This window comes from Bacillus sp. FSL L8-0528 (assembly GCF_038593085.1).
GTDB classification, from domain to species: Bacteria; Bacillota; Bacilli; order Bacillales; family Bacillaceae; genus Bacillus; species Bacillus paralicheniformis.
Genome location: NZ_CP151961.1, coordinates 774,607 through 799,164 on the forward strand (window position 1 = coordinate 774,607; position 24,558 = coordinate 799,164).

Below are 24,558 nucleotides of genomic sequence, written 5' to 3' on the forward strand. Positions count from 1 at the left end.
TGCCGGGAAATCCCGGCAGTTTTTAATTTGTCGGGCTTTTTTCAGCATCGTTATAAAAATAGCCGATTAATTTTTCCTTTAATAAAGACTCCGCCAGACTCAGCTCTCTGTCTTGATGGACGATGAGCCCGTGGGTGGAGACAATCGGAGCAGTCACAGGCAGCAGTTTGAATTGCTTGGCTTCAAGTTCTTGTTTGACGGCGATTTCAGGAATGAAGGCAAAGCCGATGCCGCATTTTACCGCCTCTTTGATCATGGCGATGCTTGGGTACTCCAGGGCGCTGTTTCCTTCAATCCCGGCATCTTGCAATAATCTGCCCGCTTTTGTGTGGTAGACGCAGCTTGTGCCGAAGCTGATGAATGTTTCACGACTAAGAGCGCCAAGGCTCTCAGTTTCAACCTTTTCAGCGAGATCATTGGAAGCGATGAACACCAGCTTTTCTTCGAGCAAAGGGGTAAAAAGGATGTCGGGCCTATTCGGATTTTGCGGTACGATTCCGAAATCGACGGCATGATTTTGCACCTGCTGAACGATATCGTGCTGAAACCCGTTTTCCAATTGCAATCTAATCTTTGGATATTCTTTAATAAAATCCCGGATCAGGAGAGACGTGCGCGTCAGAAAAAACGATTCCTGCATGCGGATGCGGACGGTTCCTTGCGGCTGATCCAGTTCATTCATCGCTTCTTCCAAGGTGCTGCCTAAATGAATAAATTGATAGGCATATTTACTTAGCTTCAAACCGGCCGGTGTCGGCTTCACACCTCTTGACAGCCGGTGAAACAAACGCTGTCCGCAAGCCTGCTCCAAAAGCTGAATATGGCTGGTGACTGTCGACTGTACATACCCCAGCCGATCAGCGGCGCGGCTGAAGTTTTTTTCTTCCATGACGGCGATGAAGGTTTTAAAAAATTTACCCTCTAAAAGCTCAATCATAGCTTGTCATCTCCTTGATATCGAAAATCAAAATGATTTCTATCGTAATCATTCATAAGTAAAATGTCTCTCCCCATGATATCGTAGGTTTTGCAAGAATAAAAGAAAAATTGAGGAGGAAAACAATGAAAAGAACGAGAGGATTCAGACTTGGCGTGTACATTTTCAAGGATGCTGAAATCATCGACTATGCCGCCCCATACGGAGTGTTTTCAGTGGCGAGGAGGCTCGATCCTGAACTGGACGCCTTTCTTGTGGCGGATGCGATGAAACCGGTTCAGACGCAAGCCGGGCTTACCGTTCATCCGAATTACAGCTTCAATGACCAGCCAGATATGGATGCTTTCTTAATTCCGGGCGGTTTCGGTACACGACAGGAGACCAACAACAAACGGCTGCATCAGTTTATCCGCTCTCTGCCTGAGTCGACGCTTTTGGTGAGCGTATGTACAGGTTCATGGATTTACGGGCGCATGGGGCTCTTAGACGGGCTTTCCGCCACAAGCCGGAAAGAGCCGGATCGGCTTGAGGCGTCAGAGATGGGGCAAGTACCGATCGACCGCTTGGCGGACATCGCGCCGACCTGCCGCGTCAGCCGGGCGAGAATCGTCGACAGCGGACGGATCATCACCGCCGGGGGAATTGCTTCAGGCATGGAAATGGGCTTTCACTTATTGAGAAGAGCGGGCTATGATGAAAGCTTCATAGAAGAAACAGCGCGTGTTATGGAATATCAAGAGGGGTACAGCCAGTATCAGGATGATATTGAATACGTGCGGAAAGAGAAATAAGTCGAAGCTGCCGGGGAGAACCCGGCAGTTTACAACGGTTCGTCTGCCTGTAAAACGATTTGAAGCAACCCCGGAAAACGGCTGTCCAAGTCCTCTAGGCGAAGCCTAAATAAACCGTTGTGTTCTTTCTATTCTTGTATGAATGACTCCCGATTCCCTAAGGACTTTAAAGTGATGAGACAGGGTTGATTTTGGAATGGGAACGTTAACAGCGCTGCACGATTGTTCGCCGGCTTCTGCAAGATTTTTTATGATTTGAAGTCTGATTTGATCACTGAGGGCGTAAAGAACAGCGGATAAACTGATGTCAGGGCGGTTTGTCTGTTTGCATCGGTATTATACATTTCTTCAATGCTCCTGTTTAAAAACAGCCGGGCGCTGAATCAATCAAAAACTGCATAAGGATCGAGTCTGCCGGAAAAACCGGCAGCTCTTTTTGATTTATATTTTGGAAAACGACAGCCGCGCCACCGCATCATGCATGTGAATCGATTCTTCGTTCCGGCATTCGATCTCAAAGGCGGAGATCCAGTTCATTTCGTATAAGTCGGCAGCCGTTAAGCGGATGACGTCTTCTACAAATCTTGGATTTTCATAAGCCTGTTCAGTCACTCTTTTTTCGTCGGGCCTTTTTAAGAGGGGATGGAGCTTTGCGCTTGCGTTCGTTTCCGCTGCGGCAAGAAGCTCGGTTTTGAAATCGTCCGGCATCTCCGCCTGCTCATTGATATGTGCGGTGATCTTGATTATGCCGCGCTGGTTATGGGCGCTGTATTCGCTGATTTCTTTTGAACACGGGCAGAGCGTCGTCACATGGGCCGTGATGCCGACGGTTTGTGAAAAGCCTTTGTTTTCATGATAAGAGACTGTCATATGGATATCGGCGTGCATCAATCCTGACAGTTTGGTTTCCGGGCTAAGGCGCTCGAAATACCATGGAAAACTGACAGAGACGGATGCGCTTTGCTGTTCCATATTGTCGGCTAAATCCTTTGCAAAATCTTTCAGTGTATGGACATCAATCGTCCAGTTTGCTTCGTGATAGCGCTGCAGCTGTTCTGTCAGGCGGCTCATATTGATTCCTTTGCGGTCGCGCGCAAGGCTCGTCGTAAAGGAAAAAGCGCCGATCGTCGTTTGTGTAAACGGCTTGAGCGAGGAAGCAATCAAAATCGGATGCGAAACGTTTGAGACACCGACATGGTCAATGTCAAAAAAATAGTCGTTCGGTGTATTTTGAATATCCTTCATCTGTTCTTTATCAGTCGGTTTTATTCCTTTCACGGCTTCGACAGATCCGAAGCGGCGGTGGCGTTCGGGTTTTGCGGGCAAATGCAGTTTGCGTTCCATTGATGAGACCCCTTTCTGTGGTAAATCGAAATAGTTACTATTTATTTTGAGGCAATGCTGTGATAAAATCAAGTGGTCATGTCTAAAGCATGCAATTTAAATCGAAATGATTTCGTTTAGGGAGTGGTTGTTATGCAGCATAGCGAAATCGTCATTGTTGGAGCGGGACCCGCAGGTATTGGAATGGGGATCGTTCTGAAAAAACTCGGTTTTCAATCGTTTACGATTTTGGAAAAAGACCGTGCAGGAGCTTCATTCCGAAGCTGGCCTGAAGAAATGAAACTGATAACACCGTCCTTTACCGGGCAGGGATTCGGAGCTTTGGATTTAAATGCTGTTGCTCCAGGAACATCCCCTGCCTTTACTTTTCACCGCGAGCACTTGAGCGGGCGGGAGTATGGAAATTATTTGTCGCTTTTGGCCGATCATTTTCAGCTTCCAATTCAAGAAGGCACATCGGTTCGCAGCGTTCATAAAGACGACGGCGGTTTTTCAGTTGAAACTAATAAAGGCATGATGAAGGCCAAAGACGTTATTTGGGGAGCCGGTGAATTCCAATTTCCGAAATATTCGTTTCACGGTGCGGAGATTGGCATCCACAACAGCAAGGTCGCCAGATGGAGCCAATTTGAAAAAGCTCATTATTACGTGGTAGGCGGCTATGAAAGCGCAATGGATGCGGCGGTTCAGCTGGCGTTCTATGGCAGCGATGTGACGGTTGTGATGCCGAATTCGCTCAGCGAAAACGCTGAAGCCGATCCAAGCCGGTCGCTTTCACCTTATACATGGGAGCGTCTTGAAGATGCGTATGAAAAAGGGCAGGTTCAGTTTTTGGAAAAAGCCGTTGTAGAAAAACTGGCGGCAAACGGACCAGCCTATGATTTATATTTGTGTGACGGGAGGAAAATCCGCTCGGAAACACGGCCGGTTATCGCGACAGGCTTTCATTCCGGGACAAAACAAATCGAGCATTTGTTTGAATGGGGAGAGAACGGCAAGCCGCTTTTAACGAATGAAGATATGTCGACCGTGACGGACGGTCTTTATTTAATCGGGCCGAGCGTTCAGCACCAAAACGCCGTCTTTTGTTTCATTTATAAATTCAGACAGCGATTCGCCGTCATCGCTGAGCGTTTGCTGAAAAAACGAAAGTTTTCGATCGATGAAAAGGTGCTGACAGAATACAGGGAAAATCAAATGTTTCTCACGGATTTGAGCTGCTGTGAGGTGCAGTGTGAATGCTGAAAGAGCCAACGCGGCGGCAGCGCATGCTCTTCATCGGACTCGAATCAGTCGGAAAAACAACGCTTTTTTCCGCGATCACTGATCATAGAGCAGGGGAAGCAGCCAATGTGAAAGGATCGACGATATTTGCGGCTGAACGGGAGGTCAAAAGCCTTCCGGGCTGGCAAGCCATTGATACACCGGGCATTCGCGAGGATGACAGCGTGTCGAAAAGAGCGCTGAAAAAAGAGATCGAAAAGGCCGATGAGGTGATTGCCGTCTTGCGCGGCACCCATTTTTCAGAAGAGCTGAACGCGGTCTTGGACCTGATTCCGCCGGATGCCAGGCGCGTCTGCTTTATCGTTACGTTTCAGGATAAAATGACGGACACCATGCGCCGGACGCTTTCTGAGCAGGTCGCCAAGCACAGTCTCCCGATCCTGCTGGTTGATACGAGAACCGTGACAGACGATAAAAAAGAGCGGATCATCGCTTTTTTAAGAAAAGAGGCTGAATTTCATCTGCTGAAACGGAGGCGGATGAAACAGATTGAACTTGAAAGTGTGGCTGTTCAGCAGTTTGTGTTTCATCGTCCCGTAGTTGGGCCTGTTGTGAGCACTGCACTTTTATGTTTGTTATTTATGGCGCCGATCGTATTGGCTTATCATACATCAGAGTGGATGCAGCAATACGCGGACGAATGGGCGGTTGAACCGCTCCAAAATGCGGTCGGCGGCTTGCCGTCATGGCTGAGCGCGGCATTGGCGGGGAATTATGGCCTGTTATCCCTCGGTATTTACTCGTTTGTTTGGGCGTTTCCTGTCGTTTTGTTTATGTCTATAGCAAATGCGGCAGCAGATGATTCGGGTTTAAAGGACCGGATCGTCGATTCACTGGACCCGCTGATGCGGAAGATCGGTCTGAATGGCCGTGATTTAGTTCCGCTTTTGACCGGATTTGGCTGCAATGTCGTTGCCGTTCAGCAGACGCGGTCGTGCAGCATGTGTACGAGAAAGCGTTGTGTATCATTTATTTCTTTCGGATCAGCGTGCAGCTACCAAATCGGTGCGACGCTGTCGATTTTTCATGCTGCGGGAAGGGAGTGGCTGTTTATCCCTTACCTCGCTGTTCTTGTTGCCGCAGCAGCCACTCATAACCGGATATGGTATCGCATCGATCAGAAATGGGCCGCTTACTTCGAGCGCCGGCAAACGTTTTTACAGATGCCGTCCTGGAAAGGGATTGTCTTTCGAGTAAAAGAAGTGCTTCAGCAATTTATCTTTCAGGCGATGCCGATCTTTCTCATCATTTGCCTGGCGGCGACAGTATTGAATGAACTCGGTGTCATCCGTCTTGTGACATTGCTTGTCTCGCCTGTTTTAAGCCTGTTCGGCGCTCCGGAGGATGCGGCGCCGGGCCTAGTTTTTTCTCTGATCAGGAAAGACGGCATTCTCTTGTTTAATGAAGGGAATGGGGCGCTTCTTGATGTGCTGCCGGGGGCAACGCTCTTTCTGCTCATTTACTTGGCATCGACTTTTACTCCATGCATGGTGACGGTTTGGACAATTGCCAAGGAACTGGGGATGAAAACGGCGGCAGGCATTATGGGAAAACAGATGGCCACTTCAGTCGTTTCGGTTTTGATCATCATGATCATCTGGAAGCTGACGCTTTGCATTTTTAAATGAATTGTGATGAAATAAAATATAAATCGTAATAATTACGATTTGATAAGAGGAAGGAGAATGAAAAAATGAGTAAAAAGATTCCTGTAACAGTATTAAGCGGATACTTGGGGGCGGGTAAAACGACGCTGCTTAATCACATATTGCAAAACCGCCAAGGGCTGAAAGTCGCCGTTATCGTTAATGACATGAGCGAAGTCAACATTGACGCCGGGCTTGTCAAGCAAGGCGGCGGCCTGTCGAGGACGGATGAAAAGCTGGTCGAAATGTCAAACGGCTGCATTTGCTGCACACTCAGAGAGGATTTGCTGGTTGAAGTCGAAAAACTGGCGAAGCAAGGAAATATTGATTATATCGTGATCGAATCGACCGGTATCAGCGAACCGATCCCGGTCGCTCAGACGTTCTCTTACATCGACGAAGAATTGGGCATAGATTTGACCCGATTCTGCCGCCTAGACACAATGGTCACGGTTGTCGATGCTAATCGCTTTTGGCACGATTTTCAGTCGGGGGACAGCCTGCTGGACCGGAAAGAGGCTGTCGGTGAAGAGGATGAACGCGACATCGCCGATCTGCTCATCGATCAAATCGAGTTTTGCGATGTTCTGATTTTGAATAAATGCGACCTTGTCTCTGAGGAAGATCTGAAAAAGCTTGAGAAAGTGCTGAAAACGTTGCAGCCTAAAGCAAACATCATCAGAGCGGTCAAAGGAGAAGTCGATCCGAAGGTCATCTTAAACACCGGTCTCTTCAATTTTGACGAAGCAAGCGGTTCAGCAGGCTGGATCAGGGAATTAAACGAAGGACACCACCAGCATACGCCTGAGACTGAAGAATACGGAATATCTTCGTTTGTATACGAAGCGCGCCGTCCTTTTCATACCGAGCGGTTTTATAACTGGATTCATTCGCTGCCGGAAAACGTCGTCAGGGCGAAAGGAATCGCCTGGTGTGCGACGCGCAACAGCCTTGCCCTTTTGATGTCGCAGGCGGGACCTTCCGTGTCGCTGGAACCGATCTCTTATTGGGTGGCCGCGCTGTCCAAGCCGGAACAGGAACAAATCCTCACACAGAACCCTGAGCTATTAAAAGAATGGAATGAAGAATTCGGAGACCGCCACACAAAGCTCGTCTTTATCGGATTGGATCTGTCCCCGTCAGAAATTACCGCCGAAGCGGATCGCTGCCTTTTGACAGATTCGGAGATGGCGGACGACTGGTCGCTATTATCTGACCCGTTCGATTGGCAGATTGAAAGAGCTAGATAAATGAATTCCACATTAAGACAAAAGAGATATCTCTTTTGTCTTTTTTTATTTCAAACAAACCCGGTGATTTGTACACCATGTTGACATATCAGGAAAGGAATACTAATATTTTATTGTAATGTTAACTTAAATTATTTATAGGTTAACATATAAGTGCGGTGTTTAGAGGGGGGATGAAAGCATGAAAGGGGAAGCGTATTACAGTGTGAGAATGAGAGCCTCCGAGAATGGTCCCCATGAAGAGGGGGGGAAACACATATCCGGAGGAGAGCGGCTTGCGCCTTTTATCGGTTTAAAGGATGCCGTCAGCGATTTATTGGAAAAAGCATTGTCTCATTCGCGGGGCAAGCCGGACTTTATGCAAATTCGCTTCGATCTTGTAAACGAACCGATAAAGTTTGTTCAGCCTCTGCGCATTGAAACGAATGAAACAAAATCAGCGGAAGAAGGACAAGCGCTTGCCCGTGAGCTGATCAGCCGCGCCGGCGTACCGAAAAACGCGGTAGACAAAGCGTTTCAAGGCATTGCCGAATACTCGGACGTAAGGGGCGCCGTTTTGGTTGACATTCATTCAGGCCGGAGGATTGACGGAAGAAAACAAAAAGGAGTGCGCGTCTCACGGCTCGATTGGCCGGAAGCCGATTTTCAAAGGTGGGCGGCTTCGTGCGGAATGCCGCCAAATCCGCGGTTGAAAGAGGCGCTTGCTATCGCTTCTAAGGTATGTGAGCACCCGGCTGTCGTCGCCGAATTATGCTGGTCGGATGACCCTGATTACATAACGGGCTATGTTGCCGCTAAAAAGTTAGGTTATCAGCGGATAACAAAGATGAAAGAGCATGGAGACGAGAGCGGCTGCCGGATTTTTTTTGTTGATGGATTAGCAGATATCAAGAGCTGTATAGACGGTTTGGAAAAACAGCCTGTATTCATTCGGTCGGGAGGTAAAACATGAATCAATCATTCGTTGAAAAAAGCAAAAAATATCTTTGGCTACCTTTTACACAAATGAAAGACTATGACGAAAACCCGCTGATCATCGAAAGCGGAGAGGGCATCAAGCTGAAAGATATCGACGGCAGAGAGTACTATGACGGATTTTCTTCCGTATGGCTCAACGTCCATGGCCATCGCAAGAAGGAACTGGATGAAGCCATCAAAAAACAGCTCGGCAAAATCGCTCATTCGACATTGCTGGGGATGACAAATGTTCCGGCGACAGAGCTTGCCGAGGTGTTAATCAAGATCACGCCGGAAAAGCTGACGCGTGTTTTTTATTCGGACAGCGGCGCTGCAGCAATGGAAATCGCGCTGAAAATGGCCTTTCAATATTGGAAAAACATCGGCAAGCCGGAGAAACAAAAATTTATTTCGATGAAAAACGGCTATCACGGCGATACGATCGGCGCTGTCAGCGTCGGTGCGATCGAGCTCTTCCACCATGTATACGGGCCGCTTATGTTTGAAAGCTTTAAGGTAAATGTTCCTTACGTATACCGCTCGAAAAGCGGCAACCCGGAAGAGTGCCGCGATGAATGCCTCGCAGAACTCGAACGGCTCCTGAGCGAGCGGCACGGTGAGATCGCCGCGCTGTCGGTCGAATCGATGGTCCAAGGGGCATCGGGGATGATCGTGATGCCTGAAGGATATTTGGCAGGCGTCCGGGAGCTTTGCACGAAGTATGACGTTTTAATGATTGTCGATGAAGTGGCGACAGGATTCGGACGAACCGGGAAAATGTTTGCCTGTGAGCATGAACGTGTTCAGCCGGACTTGATGGCGGCAGGAAAGGCCATTACCGGAGGCTATTTGCCGATCGCCGTAACGTTTGCGACAGAGGAAATTTATCAGGCATTTTATGATGACTATGACAAACTGAAAACGTTTTTCCACGGCCATTCTTACACGGGGAACCAGCTTGGTTGCGCTGTTGCGCTGGAAAATTTGCGCCTGTTCGAATCGGAAAAAATCGTCGCTCAAATTGCCGAAAAGTCGAAAATACTGGAATCGCTTTTTCATGATCTGGCAGCGCTCCCTCATGTCGGCGACATCCGCCAGCTCGGTTTAATGAGCGGGATCGAGCTCGTTCAGTCGAAAGAAACGAGGCAGCCTTATCCGCCTGAAGAGCGAATCGGATACCGGGTGTCTTTGAAAATGAGAGAGCTTGGCATGCTGACGAGGCCGCTCGGGGATGTTATCGCATTTCTTCCTCCGCTCGCCAGCACTGCCGATGACCTGCGTGCTATGGTGTCCATTATGAAAGAAGCGATTCAAGAGGTTACAGGCTGTGCACATTGACGAATGGCTCAGCAGCCGGCTCGCAAAGACGAAGGCAGCCGAGCTTTACCGCTCGCTTAAACCGCCTCAAGCTGACGCGGAAGCAAAACGTACGAATTGGGCGTCAAACGATTATTTGAGCCTGGCGAACGACAAACGGCTGATTCACGCCGCAGAAACGGCGCTCCGCCGCTTTGGAGCCGGAAGCACAGGATCAAGGCTGACGTCCGGCAATACCAAATGGCATGAAAAGCTTGAGCGGAAAATCGCCGGTTTTAAGCAGACAGAAGCCGCTCTCTTGTTTTCAAGCGGATATTTGGCCAATATCGGCGTGCTTTCGTCTTTGCCTGAAAAAGGAGACGTCATATTAAGCGATCAATTGAACCATGCGAGCATCATCGACGGCTGCCGCCTTTCAAAAGCTGATCCGGTTGTTTACCGCCACACGGATATGAATGATCTTGAAGAAAAACTCCGTGCCGCACAGAGCCGTGCACGCCGCTTTATTGTGACAGACGGCGTGTTCAGCATGGACGGTACAATTGCACCGCTTGACGAAATCATGCTCCTTGCCAAGCGGTACCGGGCCTTTGTCATCGTTGATGATGCCCACGCAACAGGGGTTTTGGGAGAAGCCGGCAGGGGAACGAGCGAGTATTTCGGCGTCTCCCCAGATGTTGTGATCGGCACGTTAAGTAAAGCTGTAGGCGCGGAAGGCGGCTTCGTCGCGGGCTCTAAAGCATTGATCGATTTTTTGCTGAATCATGCGAGAACGTTTATCTTTCAAACGGCTGTCCCGCCCGCAAGCTGTGCGGCGGCATGCAAAGCTTTTGACATCATCGAAGATAGCCGGGATAAACGCCGGCTTTTGCAATCATCGGTGACCACGATCAAACGGGGTCTCGAGGATATCGGGTTTACGGTCAAAGGAGAAGATACGCCGATCATACCCGTTATGATCGGAGACCCTCTAAAAGCCGTTCGATTTGCAAACGGCCTCAAGGAGAAAGGGATTGATGCCCCGGCCATCCGCCCGCCGACTGTTGCGGAAGGAGAGAGCCGGATCAGGCTGACCGTCACCGCAGACCGCAGGTTAAGAGATATTGAAGAACTATTAGAGGGGGTTAAATTAGTGGGAAGAGAGTTGAACTTGCTGAAATGAAGGGTTTTTTTGTAACGGGAACAGATACGGGAGTCGGGAAGACGTTTATCGCTTGCGGCCTAGCCGCTTTGTTGAAAGAGCAGCAAGTTGATGTCGGCGTGTTTAAGCCGTTTTTGAGCGGCGAGCTCAGCAGCGATCCGCAGAGTGATACAGCACTTTTGAAGAACAGCTCTGAAACGTCTCTTACTGATGAGGAGATCACGCCTTTTGTGTTTAAAGAGCCGCTTGCACCTTACACAGCTGCGAAGCTCGAAGGGAGGACCGTCGGGCTGGAAGATGCCGTGAACCATTGGAAAAAGATAAAGGATCGGCACGATTGCTTCATCGTCGAAGGGGCAGGCGGGATTGCGGTGCCGCTCGGAGAGGATTATTTCGTCAGCGACTTGATCAAAGCGCTCGATTTGCCGGCTGTCATTGTGGCGCGCCCCAATCTCGGAACGATCAACCATACGTATTTAACCGTCCAATACGCAAAACAAATGGGGATACGCGTGATCGGAATCGTGATCAACGGCATCAGCAGCCGGCCCGGACTTGACGAACAGACGAATCCGGACATGATTGAAAGATTTTGCGGTGTGCCGCTCCTCGGCGTTACACCGAAGCTTGAAGACGCTTCACCAACACAAATTCACCACATGATTAAGGAGCATGTCGATGTTTCCTTGATTATGAATCAAATGCAAATGGGGGCAGAAACATGAATCAATGGATGGAACTTGCAGAACGGGTGCTGGATGGCGGAGAAGTAACTGAAAAAGAGGCGCTTTCCATCTTGGAATGTCCGGATGACGACGTTCTCCTGCTTCTGCATGCTGCATTTCATATCAGAAAACGCTACTACGGAAAAAAAGTGAAGCTCAATATGATCATGAATGCAAAATCCGGACTTTGTCCGGAAAACTGCGGCTACTGCTCGCAGTCTTCAATATCAAAAGCGCCGATCGACAGCTACAGGATGGTCGACAAAACGACCCTGCTTGAAGGTGCAAAGCGTGCGCACGATTTAAATATCGGAACGTATTGCATCGTGGCGAGCGGCAGAGGCCCGTCCAACAGAGATGTCGATCAAGTGGTCGGCGCCGTTAAAGAAATTAAAGAAACGTACGGCTTAAAAGTCTGTGCATGCCTCGGACTGCTAAAGCCCGAACAGGCCGAGCGGCTGAAGGAAGCCGGAGTGGACCGGTACAATCACAACATCAATACATCAAAAAGCAACCATTCAAACATTACAACGTCCCACACGTATGATGACAGGGTAAACACTGTGGAAACAGCCAAAAAATCCGGAATGTCCCCATGCTCGGGCGTCATTGTCGGGATGAAAGAGACGAAGCAGGATGTCGTCGATATGGCGAACAGCTTAAAGGCGCTTGATGCAGACTCAATTCCGGTTAATTTTTTACATGCGATCGACGGAACTCCGCTGGAAGGGGTCAATGAATTAAATCCGCTTTATTGTTTAAAGGTTTTGGCTTTGTTCCGCTTTATCAACCCGACAAAGGAAATCCGTATTTCAGGGGGGCGCGAAGTCAACCTCCGCTCCTTGCAGCCGCTGGGGCTGTATGCCGCCAATTCGATCTTCGTCGGAGACTATTTAACAACGGCAGGGCAGAATGAAACAGAGGACCATAAGATGCTCCATGATTTAGGATTTGAAGTCGAATCGGTGGAAGCCAGTTTACAGCGGTAACACGGGGGAGATATAACATGACGACAGAACTGCACGAGGCAGGGCCGCGTCTGAAATCGGATTCGGATTTTTGGAGAGATCCATATTTGTTTTACGATAAACTGCGGTCCGTTCATCCTGTATATAAAGGAACCGTTTTAAAGCATCCGGGATGGTATGTCACCGGATATGAGGAAGCGGCGGCGATTTTGAGGGACGCGGCATTTAAAAACCGCGTTCCTCTCCCTGAAGCCTCTACAAAATATGAACAACTTCACGAATTGCAGCGGAATATGATGCTGTTTCAAAATGAGTCCGGCCATAAGCGGATGCGGACGATTGTCGGCAAAGAATTCATGCCGCAGAAGACGGCATCTTTCCGCCCTGTTATAGAAGAAATCGTCCATGAATTGCTCGATCAGCTTGAAAACAAGAAGACGGCGGACATGGTATCCGAATTCGCCTTTCCTTTGGCAAGCTTTATCATTGCCGACATGCTCGGCGTCCCCGCAGAGGAGAGATATCAATTCAGGCAATGGACGGCGGATCTCATTCAAACGATCGATTTGACCCGCACACGAAAGGTGCTGGCAAAAGGCGGGGATACCGTTGCCAAGCTGACGGCGTATTTTAAAGATTTGATTGAAAAGCGAAAAGCTCATCCTTCTCAAGACATGATCAGCACATTCGCCGGTCATGAGCAGCTCGCCGAAGATGAAGTGCTTGCGACGTGCATTCTGCTTGTGATTGCCGGGCACGAGACGACGGTCAACCTTTTGACGAACGGATTGTTTTTGCTCATCAACCATCCCGGCCAGCTCAGCGCGCTGAAAGAAAGTCCGCTGCTGATTGAGTCAGCTGTTGAAGAATGCCTGCGCTATGAAAGTCCGACACAGCTGACAGCGCGCACCGCGTCAAAGGCCTGCGAAATCAACGGGAAAGTGATCAAAAAAGGAGACCACGTATACATCCTTTTAGGCGCCGCCAATCGCGATCCGAAGATATTTCAAAACCCGCATGTATTTGACATCACGAGAAAACCGAACCCGCACCTTGCCTTTGGAGCCGGTGCACACGTATGTTTAGGTTCGGCATTGGCGCGGCTCGAAGCGCAAATTGCCATTCCCGCACTGTTGGAGCGGCTGCCTAAGTTGAAGCTTGCTTCAACAGACGTTCCATTTCGCAGGTTAATCGGCTTTAGATCGCTGGCCGAGCTGCCTGTTATCCTCAATTAAAGACGAAAAAGGGGGCTGGCATACAGATGCCGGCCCCTTTTAATCTTTCTTTTCATTTTGCGTGATATAGGTTTTCAGAAGCGCTTTTAATTCTTTAACCTCCGCGCGCAGTTCTTTGATTTCTTTTGTATCCTCTTTCAGCTCGCCCGTCTCATCTTCTATTTCCTGAGAAATTTTTTGTGCATTATTCACGATTTCCCCGACGATCAAGTTGATCATAATGAAAGTCGCAATGACGATAAATGAAACGAAATAGAGCCATGACCAGCCGCTCTCGGCAAAAATCGGCCTGAATATGCCGCTTGCCCACGATTCGAGCGTGAAGGTTTGGAACAGTGTCAGAAGGCTGAGCTGCAGGTTGCCGAAGTATTCCGGTGCGATGGCAGAAAAGAACATCGTACCGATGACGGCGTACACGTAAAAAATGATGCTCATTAGGATAATGACGCTGCTGATAGTCGGAATCGCCATAAACAGCGCATTGACGATCCGTCTTAATGAGGGAACGGAAGTGATCGTCCGCAACACCCGCAGCACCCGGAAGATACGGAGAACGCTGACAAAATTCGTGTTGTAAAGAATCAAACTGCCGGCGACGATTACAAAATCAAAAACGTTCCAGTTGTTTTTAAAAAAGTGCTGTTTTTGAACGAATAGTTTAAGAGATAGTTCGATTACAAATATCGTTAAAAACAAGCAATCCACAATAAAAAATACTTTTTGATAAGGTTTAAAGAAAGCGTAAGTTTCCAAACCGATCGAGATTGCATTCAACACAATGACCGTCGTGATGAATGACTGAAACAGCCGGCTTTCAATCAATGCCGAAACTTTGCTTTGAACTGAAAATCGATTTTGATGAGTGTTCACTCTAATTATTTGTCCTCCTGTTTTGTTGTCCATTTCTATGATACGTTACAGCAGCAGGATGATGTCAAGTCAGTTCTTTTTTTTGCATCAAAAAACTTAACGTTTACGTAAAAGTATAATGGTAGTATAATAGAAAAGAAGAAAAATCTCGGGGGGATATGAACGTGGAGTGGATGAAGATTGATCAAATGGCCAAGCGAAGCGGCCTGACGAAAAGAACGATCCGCTTTTACGAAGAAATCGGTCTGCTTTCTTCACCGAAGCGGACGGAAGGCGGTGTCCGTCTTTACTCTGAAGACGATCTTGAAGAGCTTGAAAGAGTGATCAGCGCGAAGGAAGTGCTGGGATTCTCGCTGCAGGAGCTCCAGCAGTTCATGGAAACGGGCAAGCACTTGGAGATGAATAAAGAAGGATATCTTTTATCGCTGGACAAACGGGAACGAAAAGAAAAGCTTGAAGACATTCAGAGGATGCTGAATGAACAGATGAGAATGATTGATGAAAAGATTGAAAAATTTCAATCATTCAAGAAGCGCTTGGAGGGTATGCAGGCAAAAGCCGAGAATGCGCTTCAATCAATTGATTAAACAAGAAAAACGCTATTTTAAACGCTATTTTTATAGCGTTTCTTTATTTGCAAAGAAAGGTTTGATAGATCATGAATGAACAACCACCTGAGAACTCAAGTATGTTTAAACAGCCAAAAGCGGTCTGGGCCGTGGCCTTTGCTTGCGTGATCTCGTTTATGGGGATCGGGCTTGTCGATCCGATTCTGCCGGCGATTGCGCGGCAGCTGCATGCTTCCCCCAGCCAGGTTTCGCTTTTATTTACAAGCTATCTGCTAGTCACAGGTTTCGCCATGCTTTTATCAGGCGCCGTATCGAGCCGGATTGGGGCAAAGCTGACGTTAATCAGCGGCTTGATCCTGATCATCGTTTTTGCAGGCTTGGGCGGGCTTTCGCATTCCATTTCTCAGCTCGTCGGCTTTCGCGGCGGCTGGGGACTCGGAAATGCCATGTTTATCTCAACTGCGCTTGCCGTCATTGTCAGCGTGGCATCTGGCGGAAGCGCAAAAGCCATTATTTTGTATGAGGCTGCTTTGGGATTGGGCATTTCGGTTGGACCGCTTGCCGGTGGAGAGCTTGGCACAATATCGTGGAGAGCGCCGTTTTTCGGCGTATCGGTTTTAATGGCGGCCGCTCTTTTGGCCATCTTTTTTCTTTTGCCGCCTGTCCAAAAGCCGCGGAAGAAAATTTCCGTCAGCGCGCCGATCAAAGCGCTTCGTTATAAAGGGCTATTGACGCTTTCAGGCGCCGCATTCTTATATAACTTCGGTTTCTTCACCCTGCTTGCATATTCGCCGTTTGTTCTTGACTTAAATGAACGGGGCCTCGGCTACGTCTTTTTCGGCTGGGGGCTGTTTCTTGCGATCACTTCCGTTTTCATCGCTCCGGCCGTACAGCGGATCTTTGGAACCGTCCGCTCGCTGATCTTTCTGTTTATGCTGTTTGCAGCTGATTTGCTCGCGATTGGAATTTGGACGGAGCACATGGCGCTCGTCATCGGGGCGATCATCATAGCCGGAGGGATTCTGGGCATGATCAATACGATTTTGACAACAGCGGTGATGGAAGCTGCGCCTGTCGAACGGTCTGTCGCTTCATCTGCCTACAGCTCCATCCGGTTCATCGGCGGGGCCATTGCGCCTTGGATCGCCGGTGTGTTAGCCGATCATTTTACTGCGCATACTCCCTATTTTGCAGGATGCATTGCCGTGCTTGCCGGCATGGCTGTTTTGACTGGAGGCCGCCGTTATTTGGCAGGCATCAAAGCCGGTCATTAATGAAAACAGCGTGTCGAGAAACCCTCGCATTCGTTGTCAGGCCTGCGCGTCGGTGCTCACGAATTCCAACATTCGCTCCGCTCCGATGCTCGGCCTTCCTAGACTGCAAAGGTTTTCAATCACGCAGAAAGGATGACAAAATCCCAAAACAAAAAGCCGTTTAGGGATTTTGTCAACAATCTGAAAGCTTGTTTCCCTAAAAGGAAACAAGCTTTTTTTGTTTATAAAACTTTCGTTGTCCATGACTCGCAATTCCATGTTTCTGTCGCGATGTCCATATAGAATTCAGGTTCGTGAGAGATGAGCAGGACGGAGCCTTTGTATTCTTTCAAAGCTCTTTTTAATTCTTCTTTTGCTTCAACATCAAGGTGGTTTGTCGGTTCATCGAGTACAAGCAGGTTCGTTTCCGAATTGATAAGCTTGCATAGTCTGACTTTTGCTTTTTCCCCGCCGCTTAATACGGATACCCTGCTTTCGATATGCTTTGTCGTCAGTCCGCACTTCGCCAGAGCCGCGCGGATTTCGTACTGTGTAAAGGACGGAAAGTCGTTCCACACTTCTTCTATGCATGTGTTGTTGTTGGTCTCTTTGACTTCCTGCTCGAAATAGCCGATATGAAGGTGTTCGCCGCGTTCGACTTCTCCCGACAGTGGTGAAATTTCACCCAGAAGGCTTTTCAGCAATGTCGTTTTTCCGATGCCGTTGGCTCCGTACAGAGCGATCTTTTGGCCCCGCTCCATTCTCAAGTTCAGCGGACGGGACAGCGGCTCATCATAGCCGATGACGAGCTCTTTCGTTTCAAAAATCAGCTTTCCGGATGTTCTTGCTTGTTTAAAATGAAATTCAGGCTTCGGTTTTTCCGAAGGGAGCTCGATCATATCCATTTTATCGAGCTTTTTTTGCCGGGACATCGCCATATTTCTTGTGCTGACGCGCGCTTTGTTGCGGGCGACGAAATCTTTCAGCTCCGAAATCTCCTGCTGCTGTTTCTTGTAGGCTGCTTCAAGCTGCTGTTTTTTCACTTCGTATACTTCGCGGAATTGGTTGTAGTCGCCGACATAGCGGGTCAGCTCCTGGTTTTCCACATGGTAGATCAAATTAATGACGCTGTTTAAAAACGGAATGTCGTGAGAAATCAAAATAAAGGCGTTCTCGTACTCCTGCAAATAGCGTTTCAGCCATTCGATATGCTGTTCATCCAGATAGTTTGTCGGCTCATCGAGCAGCAGGATGTCGGGCTTTTCCAAGAGCAGTTTAGCAAGCAGCACCTTTGTCCGCTGGCCGCCGCTCAAATCCGCGACATCCCTGTCAAGGCCGAGATCGTTAAGCCCGAGGCCGCGGGCGATTTCTTCAACTTTTGCGTCAATCGCGTAAAAGTCGTTGTTGGTCAGGGCGTCCTGGATCGTTCCGACTTCTTCGAGAAGCTTTTCAAGCTCATCGGGGTCAGCCTCGCCCATTTTTGTGTAGATGGCATTCATTTCTTCTTCCATCGCAAATAAATAATGGAAAGCGTTTCTGAGCACGTCGCGGATTGTTTGTCCGCGCTCAAGTGATGTATGCTGGTCAAGATAGCCGACCCGGACCTTTTTGGACCATTCCACTTTTCCTTCGTCAGGCTCAAGTTTGCCTGTAATGATATTCATGAAGGTCGATTTTCCCTCGCCGTTTGCTCCGATGAGACCGACATGTTCGCCTTTCAGCAAGCGAAAGGATATATCATGAAAGATCGCCCGGTCGCCAAAACCGTGGCTCAGCTTTGTGACTGTAAGTAAACTCATGTTTTGCACCTCAAAAAATATAATCTGTATTCTATAAGATTATATCGAACTCAGAGGGAACAATAAAAGAAAAATTGCGCAGCCGCTTTTGTTTTGAGATACTAGGAGCAGAATCAACCTGATAAAAGGAGAAAAACATGACAGAAAGATGGCCATTTTTAAATAAAGCAAAACCGTTTATTCAAGAAAACTGGAAGGCATCGGGCTTTCAAGAGCCGACGAGTGTCCAAAAAAATGCAGTCGATCTGATTTTGGACGGGCGTGACGTGATCGCCGAGTCGCCGACTGGAACGGGCAAAACGCTCGCTTATGTCCTGCCGATTCTGGAAAAGCTGGAGGCGGATCAAAAGAACGTGCAAGCTGTGATTTTGGCTCCGTCCCGCGAGCTTGTCATGCAGATTTTTGATGTGATCGTCGAATGGAAAAAAGGATCGGATATCAGAGCCGCTTCCCTGATCGGCGGCGCCAATGTTAAAAAGCAGCAGGAAAAGCTGAAAAAACACCCGCACATCATTGCGGGCACACCTGGACGCGTATTTGAGCTGATTAAAATGAAAAAACTGAAAATGCATGAAGTGAAAACGATCGTCCTTGACGAAACCGATCATCTGCTTACACCGGAGCATCACGGGACGATACAAAGCATCATCAAATCGACGCTCCGCGACAGGCAGCTCCTCTGTTTTTCGGCGACTTTAAAAGACGACGCCGAACGCGAGCTCCGCAGCATGACGACAGAAGCGGAAGTTCTCAGGATCAAGAGGTCGAAAGAAGAATCTGCAAAAATCAAACACCAATTTCTCGTATGCGACCAGCGGGATAAGGTGAAGATCCTGCAAAAATTCTCGCGGCTTCCGGGCATGCAGGCGCTCGTCTTTGTCAAAGACATCGGCAACTTAAACGTGTATGCCGAAAAGCTCAAATTTCATCATGTCGACATCGGCGTTCTTCACAGCGAGGCGAAAAAAATCGAGCGCGCCAAAATATTGCAGGCATTTGAAGCAGGCGAATTCACGCTGCTTCTCGCGACCGATATCGCAGCGCGCGGAATCGACATCGAAGATCTCCCTTATGTCATCCACGCCGATTTGCCAAACATTGAAGGCTATATCCACCGGTCGGGAAGGACGGGAAGAGCGGGGAATGAAGGAACCGTGATCAGCCTTGTCAACCGCATTGAAGAGGAAAGGCTGAAAAAGCTGGCGAAGAAGCTTGAAATCCCGCTTCAGCGGATCGTGTATGAAAGAGGACGGATTATTGAAAGATAAAAAAGAGGCCTGCTGCCGGCAGGCCTCTTTTTTATATGAATGCTCAGGCATTGTCGGAATCGGCGACTTTGATCAGCTGTTTGCCGAGGTTTTTTCCTTCAAACAAGCCTAAAAATGCCTCAGGTATCCGCTCGAAACCTTCTGTTATCGTTTCCTCATATTGAAGCTGCCCGCTTTTGACCCATTCGGCGAGCTGTTTGGTTCCTTCAGGAAAGAGGTCCCTGTAATCGTTGACAACAAATCCTTTCATCAGGGCGCTTGTTTTAATTAAGGCCGTTTGTACACGCGGCCCCATATCATCTTCTGCGCTTTTGACGTTATAAGAAGAAATCGCCCCGCAAACCGGAATTCGTGCAAACTTATTGAGCAGGGGGAAGACAGCATCTGAAATCGTGCCTCCGACGTTGTCAAAGTAAACATCGACACCGTCCGGACAAGCTTGTTCAAGCGCTGAGGCCATATTTTCCGTTGTTTTATAATTGATTGCTTCATCAAAACCGAGCTTTTCTTTTAAGTATGCCGTTTTTTCGTCAGAGCCTGCAATACCGACGACTCTCGCCCCTTTGATTTTGGCAATTTGTCCGACGGCGGAGCCGACTGCTCCGGCGGCACCGGAGACAACAACCGTTTCACCGGCTTTTGGCTGTCCGATGTCCAAAAGTCCAAAATAAGCCGTCAAACCGGTCATGCCGAGAATCCCAAGAAAAGCGGTAACAGGCGCGAGGGACGGATCGATTTTCTGCAGATTGTCTTCGCGAACCGCTGAATACTCCTGCCAGCCCAAGCGGCCCAAAACAATGTCCCCTTTTTTGAGCTTGTCTCCTTTTGCAGATATCACTTCGCCGATCACGCCTCCGGTGATTACTTTATCAAGCGGAAATGGCTCGACATAGGATTTCGTGTCCTGCATTCTTCCCCTCATATAAGGGTCCACTGAGACATAAAGCGTTTTTACAAGCACTTCACCGTTTTTTGCTTCCGGAATTTCCGTTTCTTTTATGCGAAAATCGTCCATAACAGGTATGCCCTGCGGACGTCTTGCGAGTTCAATTTGTTTTTGCGACATAATGATTCCTCCTTTTACTTATAACTTACCACGTAAAAAAGAGGTTTAGCAAAAGATCAGCGGGTTGCATGAAAGGTTTTTTTCAGCACAGCATCGGGCAGAAAAAGATGAAAAACATCAGCATTTCTTTCATTTAAAAGATATTGATTGGCATTTTCTCTCGAAAATTGAAACATGTCTTTTGTGATAAAAGGAAGCAATGACAAGAGATATGAAGAGAGGAGGTCTTCGGTGCTGCTTGCCGTTCTCCTTTCTTCCGGATCGCCGATGTTCATGATGATTGAAAAGACGTAATCGATATTAATGCCGAATCGTCTGGCGGCAAAAGATTCAAATCGATGAGTATCAACTTCTTGATGACCTTCCCTTGAAAAAATCTGCTTGACCAAATCGCTAATGATCCATGCGTTATATTGCTGTTCCGGTGAAAAATAATACACGCTTCAATCACCCCATCTCAAAGCCTTGTCTATTTGTAATGTACCTGAATTGGCAATCCTTTCAAACGTTTTGTCTGAAAATTTATAACAATTGTAACATTGAAATGAAAATGTCATGACAGAGCATTCATCCGTTTAGCCGCGCAAACAAAGGGTAAGTGTTAAATACAACATGAAAAAAGGGAGGAGATTCATATGAAACCAGTAGTAAGACAATATACTAATGATGAAAAACTGATGAAGGATGTTGAGGAACTCAGGGAAATCGGAGTTGCAAGAGAAGATATTTACGTTCTGTCACATGATGACGACCGTACTGAAAGACTCGCAGACAACGCGGATGCCAATACGATCGGAGCCGAAGAGACAGGCCTTAAAAATGCCGTGGGCAATATCTTCAACAAAAAAGGGGACGAACTTCGCAATAAAATTCATGAGATCGGCTTTTCAAAACAGGAAGCAGAACAATTCGAGAAGCAGCTTGATGAAGGAAAAGTCCTCCTCTTTGTCACGGATCATGAAAGAGTGAAATCCTGGGTATAAATTGAGACTGCCGACAAGGTCGGCAGTTTCAGCGTGTCGAGAAACCCTCGCATTCGTTGTCAGGCCTGCGCGTCGGTGCTCACGAATTCCAACATTCGCTCCGCTCCGATGCTCGGCCTTCCTAGACTGCAAAGGTTTTCAATCACGCTGAAGGGATGACAAAATCCCAAAACTAGAAGTCGTTTTGGGATTTTGTCAAAAATCTGAGACTGCCGACAAGGTCGGCAGTTTTTTTAATAAAATAAAATTTGAATGATAGCAGGAAAGGAGTAGAATAATAAACGAAAACGATATGAATAGGAGGAAAAGGTTTTGGCTAAAGAAAAAGATGCAGAACAAAAATCGGCATTGAACATCATTCCTCTTGCGGTCACGATTTTAGTCGGAGCGGTGATTTGGTTTATTCCGTCGCCCGCCGGATTGGACCCGAAAGCATGGCACTTATTTGCAATCTTTGTGGCAACGATTATCGGCTTTATATCAAAACCGCTGCCGATGGGGGCAATCGCCGTATTCGCATTGGCGGTTACGGCGCTGACCGGAACGCTGTCGATTGAAGAAACGCTCAGCGGTTTTGGAAACAAGACGATTTGGCTGATCGTCATTGCCTTTTTTATTTCACGGGGATTCATTAAAACCGGTTTAGGTGCGCGAATCGCCTATTTATTTGTGCGGATGTTCGGCAAAAAAACACTCGGACTCTCGTATTCACTTCTTGTCAGCGATTTGATTTTGTCGCCGGCGATCCCGAGTAATACCGCACGGGCCGGGGGAATTATTTTTCCGATTATTCGTTCGTTATCCGAAACTTTTCAGTCAACGCCCAAGGACGGCACGGAACGGCGCATTGGCGCTTTCTTGCTGAAGGTGGGCTTTCAGGGGAACTTGATCACTTCAGCGATGTTCTTAACGGCTATGGCGGCAAATCCGCTGATTGCCAAACTTGCCCATGATGTGGCAGGTGTGAATCTGACCTGGACAAGCTGGGCTGTGGCGGCCATCGTCCCGGGACTTGTCAGCTTGATCATCACCCCGCTTGTCATTTATAAACTGTATCCGCCTGAGGTGAAAGAAACACCTGATGCGGCGAAAATCGCAACAGAGAAGCTGAAAGAAATGGGCCCGTTCAAAAAATCGGAACTCTCGATGGTCGCGGTCTTTTTGCTCGTCCTTTTTTTATGGATTTTCGGCGGAAACCTGAAAATTGACGCAACGACAACGGCATTGATCGGTTTAGCCGTCCTGCTTTTGACACAGGTTCTGACGTGGGACGATATTAAGAAAGAGCAAGGCGCATGGGATACGCTGACATGGTTTGCCGCGCTCGTCATGCTGGCGAGCTTCTTGAATGAACTCGGCATGGTCGGCTGGTTCAGCGATGCGATGAAATCGTATGTTTCAGGATTCTCCTGGGTCAGCGCATTTCTCATTTTAATTGCGGTTTACTATTATTCGCATTATTTCTTTGCGAGTGCAACCGCTCATATCAGCGCGATGTATTCGGCCTTTCTCGCCGTGATTATCGCTGCAGGCGCTCCGCCGCTCCTCGCAGCATTAAGCCTTGCTTTTTTCAGCAACCTTTTTGCTTCGACGACACATTACGGAGCTGGAGCGGCTCCCGTCTTTTTCGGGGCAGGCTATATTCCGCAAAGCAAATGGTGGTCAATCGGCTTTATCCTGTCGATTGTTCATATTGTGACATGGCTTGTTGTCGGAGGATTGTGGTGGAAATTTTTGGGTATATGGTAAAATGAAGGGCAGGAGAGATCCTGTCCTTTCTTTTATGTCCATTTCGATGCTGTTGATTTGAAATTCCACACTTGCGGTTAAAAGTCGTAATAAATTAAAAGCTTTGGAATTAGCCTATCTATCATCATATATCCGTTTTATATTAGTTATTTCTTTGAAACAAATGATGGATATAGAAATCTAATTTATGCATTGACTTACATTATTTTTCATATTAACCTAATATATGACAGATCTGTTTCTGATTGGACAATCAAAAAGAAGATAAAAAGGAAGAGGGGATTATTTATGAAAAGATTATTAAAGAGAAAGAAAATATTTGGTACTTTCTCTGTGGTAGCTTTGGTCTTTATTTTCGGCTTTAGTACGGTGAGTTTAGCTTATAATGAGCCATATTCTTTCAATATCCGATCAGCAGTAACTGGAGAAGCTAAACATAAACTAAGCAATAAATCTACCACTATAACTGCTAGTGCAAGAACTATTAAGGCTGAAACTGGTGAAACTCTGTCACAAACTCATAAATATACTGTCACAATTAGCAAAGGAGTATTTACTAGCTACAGTACCGGTAGATTAACCACCGGAAAAAGTTATAGCAAAAATGTAGGAAAAGTGGCTAAAGGAACTTACAGAGTTAATGTTACGAAGCACACATATTCAGATTACGGAATTAATATAAAAGGTGGAGGAAGGATTAAACAATAAGAATATTATGAGACAAGATAATAGAATTATAATATCGACAAATCAAGTAACAAAAACATATGGGGAGGGTGCTTCATTATTTAATGCGTTGCACCCTACTACTCTTTCTATAAGCAAGGGTTCAATTAATGTAATCTTAGGGAAAAGTGGATCAGGTAAAACAACTTTGCTGAGTCTTCTTGGTGGCATGGAGGAACCTACCAACGGCCATGTGTGGTTTAAACAGCAAAATTTTTACAAATTAAAGGATCCTGAACAAGCTAATATTAGAGGCAATAATTTCGGTTTCATTTTTCAAAATTATCATTTAATACCTGAAATTTCAGTGTTTGATAATATTATCCTACCACTAATGATTAATAAAAAGGAAAAAGACATTTCGGACATTAAGAAACTGACAAATATTTTAGGGATTGGGCACAAGTTGAAATCTTTTCCTTTCCAACTGTCAGGTGGTCAGCAACAAAGAGTTGCTATTGCAAGAGCAATGGCAAATGATCCAGAAATCATTTTTGCGGACGAGCCTACTGGTAATTTAGATCAAAAAAATGCGGAAAAAGTTATTGAACTTTTAGTTTCTTTATGCAAAGAATTTGATAAAACATTAGTGATTGTTACACACGAAGAGAACTTGATAGAGAGGCCAGATCAGCTTTTTTTAATTGAAGATGGACGAGTCAAAACTTTATAAAGGTGTT

Annotated in this window: 23 protein-coding genes and 1 pseudogene; 17 read left to right on the top strand and 7 right to left on the bottom strand. The window is 47.2% G+C overall.

The window, feature by feature from the left end; all coding sequences use genetic code 11:
- Positions 1-22: 22 nt before the first annotated feature.
- Entirely contained in the window at positions 23-937 is a 915-nt protein-coding gene (locus MHI30_RS03850; protein WP_075755013.1) for a LysR family transcriptional regulator, read from the bottom strand.
- A gap of 125 nt (positions 938-1,062) precedes the next feature.
- On the opposite strand from MHI30_RS03850, the gene MHI30_RS03855 reads away from it, so the two are divergent.
- Positions 1,063-1,728, top strand: a complete 666-nt coding sequence (locus tag MHI30_RS03855; protein WP_075755015.1) for a DJ-1/PfpI family protein — start codon at positions 1,063-1,065, stop codon at positions 1,726-1,728.
- A 29-nt stretch (positions 1,729-1,757) separates the two neighbouring features.
- Here the strand turns inward: MHI30_RS03855 and MHI30_RS03860 are convergent.
- Positions 1,758-2,034 (bottom strand): annotated as a pseudogene (locus tag MHI30_RS03860) (helix-turn-helix transcriptional regulator).
- Positions 2,035-2,169: 135 nt separating this feature from the next.
- Positions 2,170-3,072, bottom strand: a complete 903-nt coding sequence (gene folE2, locus MHI30_RS03865; RefSeq protein WP_075755017.1) for a GTP cyclohydrolase FolE2 — start codon at positions 3,070-3,072, stop codon at positions 2,170-2,172.
- 132 nt (positions 3,073-3,204) lie between these two features.
- Here folE2 and MHI30_RS03870 point away from each other — a divergent pair, with 132 nt between their 5' ends.
- From MHI30_RS03870 to MHI30_RS03910, 9 genes are all read left to right on the top strand, one after another.
- Entirely contained in the window at positions 3,205-4,317 is a 1,113-nt protein-coding gene (locus tag MHI30_RS03870; RefSeq protein WP_075755019.1) for an NAD(P)/FAD-dependent oxidoreductase, read from the top strand.
- Entirely contained in the window at positions 4,311-5,984 is a 1,674-nt protein-coding gene (locus MHI30_RS03875; protein WP_075755021.1) for a nucleoside recognition domain-containing protein, read from the top strand. The genes MHI30_RS03870 and MHI30_RS03875 overlap by 7 nt, the downstream gene beginning before the upstream one ends.
- 65 nt (positions 5,985-6,049) lie before the next feature.
- A complete protein-coding gene (locus tag MHI30_RS03880; RefSeq protein WP_075755023.1) occupies positions 6,050-7,252 on the top strand; it encodes a GTP-binding protein in 1,203 nt (400 codons plus the stop codon).
- Between the two features lie 181 nt (positions 7,253-7,433).
- Positions 7,434-8,204, top strand: a complete 771-nt coding sequence (gene bioW / locus MHI30_RS03885; RefSeq protein ID WP_142238642.1) for a 6-carboxyhexanoate--CoA ligase — start codon at positions 7,434-7,436, stop codon at positions 8,202-8,204.
- Complete coding sequence (gene bioA, locus MHI30_RS03890) at positions 8,201-9,547, top strand: adenosylmethionine--8-amino-7-oxononanoate transaminase (protein ID WP_075755025.1); 1,347 nt, start codon at positions 8,201-8,203, stop codon at positions 9,545-9,547. Before bioW ends, bioA begins: the two co-directional genes overlap by 4 nt.
- Entirely contained in the window at positions 9,537-10,688 is a 1,152-nt protein-coding gene (gene bioF / locus MHI30_RS03895) for an 8-amino-7-oxononanoate synthase (protein WP_075755027.1), read from the top strand. Before bioA ends, bioF begins: the two co-directional genes overlap by 11 nt.
- Positions 10,685-11,392 carry a dethiobiotin synthase gene (gene bioD, locus MHI30_RS03900; RefSeq protein WP_075755029.1) on the top strand — a complete coding sequence of 236 codons (708 nt, stop codon included), beginning with the start codon at positions 10,685-10,687 and terminating at the stop codon, positions 11,390-11,392. The genes bioF and bioD overlap by 4 nt, the downstream gene beginning before the upstream one ends.
- Positions 11,389-12,381, top strand: a complete 993-nt coding sequence (bioB, locus tag MHI30_RS03905) for a biotin synthase BioB (RefSeq protein WP_075755031.1) — start codon at positions 11,389-11,391, stop codon at positions 12,379-12,381. Before bioD ends, bioB begins: the two co-directional genes overlap by 4 nt.
- 17 nt (positions 12,382-12,398) lie before the next feature.
- The gene (locus MHI30_RS03910) at positions 12,399-13,595 is read left to right on the top strand and encodes a cytochrome P450 (RefSeq protein ID WP_075755033.1); all 1,197 of its coding nucleotides are present in this window, start codon (positions 12,399-12,401) and stop codon (positions 13,593-13,595) included.
- Positions 13,596-13,634: 39 nt separating this feature from the next.
- Here the strand turns inward: MHI30_RS03910 and MHI30_RS03915 are convergent, their stop codons facing one another.
- Entirely contained in the window at positions 13,635-14,465 is an 831-nt protein-coding gene (locus MHI30_RS03915; RefSeq protein WP_075755035.1) for an ion transporter, read from the bottom strand.
- Between the two features lie 164 nt (positions 14,466-14,629).
- On the opposite strand from MHI30_RS03915, the gene MHI30_RS03920 reads away from it, so the two are divergent.
- On the top strand, positions 14,630-15,052 hold the full coding sequence (locus tag MHI30_RS03920; protein WP_003179703.1) for a MerR family transcriptional regulator: 423 nt from the start codon (positions 14,630-14,632) through the stop codon (positions 15,050-15,052).
- 71 nt (positions 15,053-15,123) lie between these two features.
- Entirely contained in the window at positions 15,124-16,308 is a 1,185-nt protein-coding gene (locus tag MHI30_RS03925; RefSeq protein ID WP_020450519.1) for an MFS transporter, read from the top strand.
- 221 nt (positions 16,309-16,529) lie between these two features.
- Here MHI30_RS03925 and MHI30_RS03930 read toward each other — a convergent pair whose 3' ends face one another.
- The gene (locus MHI30_RS03930; RefSeq protein ID WP_020450520.1) at positions 16,530-18,086 is read right to left on the bottom strand and encodes an ABC-F family ATP-binding cassette domain-containing protein; all 1,557 of its coding nucleotides are present in this window, start codon (positions 18,084-18,086) and stop codon (positions 16,530-16,532) included.
- A 137-nt stretch (positions 18,087-18,223) separates the two neighbouring features.
- On the opposite strand from MHI30_RS03930, the gene MHI30_RS03935 reads away from it, so the two are divergent.
- Positions 18,224-19,354 (top strand): DEAD/DEAH box helicase, encoded by a 1,131-nt coding sequence (locus MHI30_RS03935; RefSeq protein ID WP_075755037.1) that lies wholly within the window; start codon positions 18,224-18,226, stop codon positions 19,352-19,354.
- A gap of 43 nt (positions 19,355-19,397) precedes the next feature.
- Here the strand turns inward: MHI30_RS03935 and MHI30_RS03940 are convergent, their stop codons facing one another.
- Positions 19,398-20,426: an NADP-dependent oxidoreductase gene (locus MHI30_RS03940; protein WP_142238643.1), complete on the bottom strand. Its 1,029-nt coding sequence runs from the start codon at positions 20,424-20,426 to the stop codon at positions 19,398-19,400.
- A gap of 50 nt (positions 20,427-20,476) precedes the next feature.
- On the bottom strand, positions 20,477-20,860 hold the full coding sequence (locus MHI30_RS03945) for a DUF3212 family protein (protein ID WP_065644553.1): 384 nt from the start codon (positions 20,858-20,860) through the stop codon (positions 20,477-20,479).
- Between the two features lie 195 nt (positions 20,861-21,055).
- Between MHI30_RS03945 and MHI30_RS03950 the strand changes: the two genes are divergently transcribed.
- The 4 genes from MHI30_RS03950 (at position 21,056) to MHI30_RS03965 (ending at position 24,551) form a co-directional block, all read left to right on the top strand.
- Entirely contained in the window at positions 21,056-21,403 is a 348-nt protein-coding gene (locus tag MHI30_RS03950) for a general stress protein (protein ID WP_020450524.1), read from the top strand.
- A 312-nt stretch (positions 21,404-21,715) separates the two neighbouring features.
- Positions 21,716-23,152 carry an anion permease gene (locus MHI30_RS03955; RefSeq protein WP_075755041.1) on the top strand — a complete coding sequence of 479 codons (1,437 nt, stop codon included), beginning with the start codon at positions 21,716-21,718 and terminating at the stop codon, positions 23,150-23,152.
- 288 nt (positions 23,153-23,440) lie between these two features.
- A complete protein-coding gene (locus MHI30_RS03960; RefSeq protein WP_026578901.1) occupies positions 23,441-23,860 on the top strand; it encodes a hypothetical protein in 420 nt (139 codons plus the stop codon).
- Positions 23,838-24,551: an ABC transporter ATP-binding protein gene (locus MHI30_RS03965; protein WP_223254876.1), complete on the top strand. Its 714-nt coding sequence runs from the start codon at positions 23,838-23,840 to the stop codon at positions 24,549-24,551. Before MHI30_RS03960 ends, MHI30_RS03965 begins: the two co-directional genes overlap by 23 nt.
- The last annotated feature ends 7 nt before the right edge of the window (positions 24,552-24,558 follow it).

Coding starts and splice junctions, on each gene's coding strand:
- MHI30_RS03910 (WP_075755033.1), top strand. CDS start 12,399: ATGACGACAGAACTGCACGAGGCAGGGCCGCGTCTGAAATCGGATTCG.
- MHI30_RS03855 (WP_075755015.1), top strand. CDS start 1,063: ATGAAAAGAACGAGAGGATTCAGACTTGGCGTGTACATTTTCAAGGAT.
- bioW (WP_142238642.1), top strand. CDS start 7,434: ATGAAAGGGGAAGCGTATTACAGTGTGAGAATGAGAGCCTCCGAGAAT.
- MHI30_RS03875 (WP_075755021.1), top strand. CDS start 4,311: ATGCTGAAAGAGCCAACGCGGCGGCAGCGCATGCTCTTCATCGGACTC.
- MHI30_RS03950 (WP_020450524.1), top strand. CDS start 21,056: ATGAAACCAGTAGTAAGACAATATACTAATGATGAAAAACTGATGAAG.
- MHI30_RS03935 (WP_075755037.1), top strand. CDS start 18,224: ATGACAGAAAGATGGCCATTTTTAAATAAAGCAAAACCGTTTATTCAA.
- MHI30_RS03930 (WP_020450520.1), bottom strand. CDS start 18,086: ATGAGTTTACTTACAGTCACAAAGCTGAGCCACGGTTTTGGCGACCGG.
- MHI30_RS03925 (WP_020450519.1), top strand. CDS start 15,124: ATGAATGAACAACCACCTGAGAACTCAAGTATGTTTAAACAGCCAAAA.
- bioB (WP_075755031.1), top strand. CDS start 11,389: ATGAATCAATGGATGGAACTTGCAGAACGGGTGCTGGATGGCGGAGAA.
- bioA (WP_075755025.1), top strand. CDS start 8,201: ATGAATCAATCATTCGTTGAAAAAAGCAAAAAATATCTTTGGCTACCT.
- MHI30_RS03850 (WP_075755013.1), bottom strand. CDS start 937: ATGATTGAGCTTTTAGAGGGTAAATTTTTTAAAACCTTCATCGCCGTC.
- folE2 (WP_075755017.1), bottom strand. CDS start 3,072: ATGGAACGCAAACTGCATTTGCCCGCAAAACCCGAACGCCACCGCCGC.
- MHI30_RS03870 (WP_075755019.1), top strand. CDS start 3,205: ATGCAGCATAGCGAAATCGTCATTGTTGGAGCGGGACCCGCAGGTATT.
- MHI30_RS03880 (WP_075755023.1), top strand. CDS start 6,050: ATGAGTAAAAAGATTCCTGTAACAGTATTAAGCGGATACTTGGGGGCG.
- MHI30_RS03960 (WP_026578901.1), top strand. CDS start 23,441: ATGAAAAGATTATTAAAGAGAAAGAAAATATTTGGTACTTTCTCTGTG.
- bioD (WP_075755029.1), top strand. CDS start 10,685: ATGAAGGGTTTTTTTGTAACGGGAACAGATACGGGAGTCGGGAAGACG.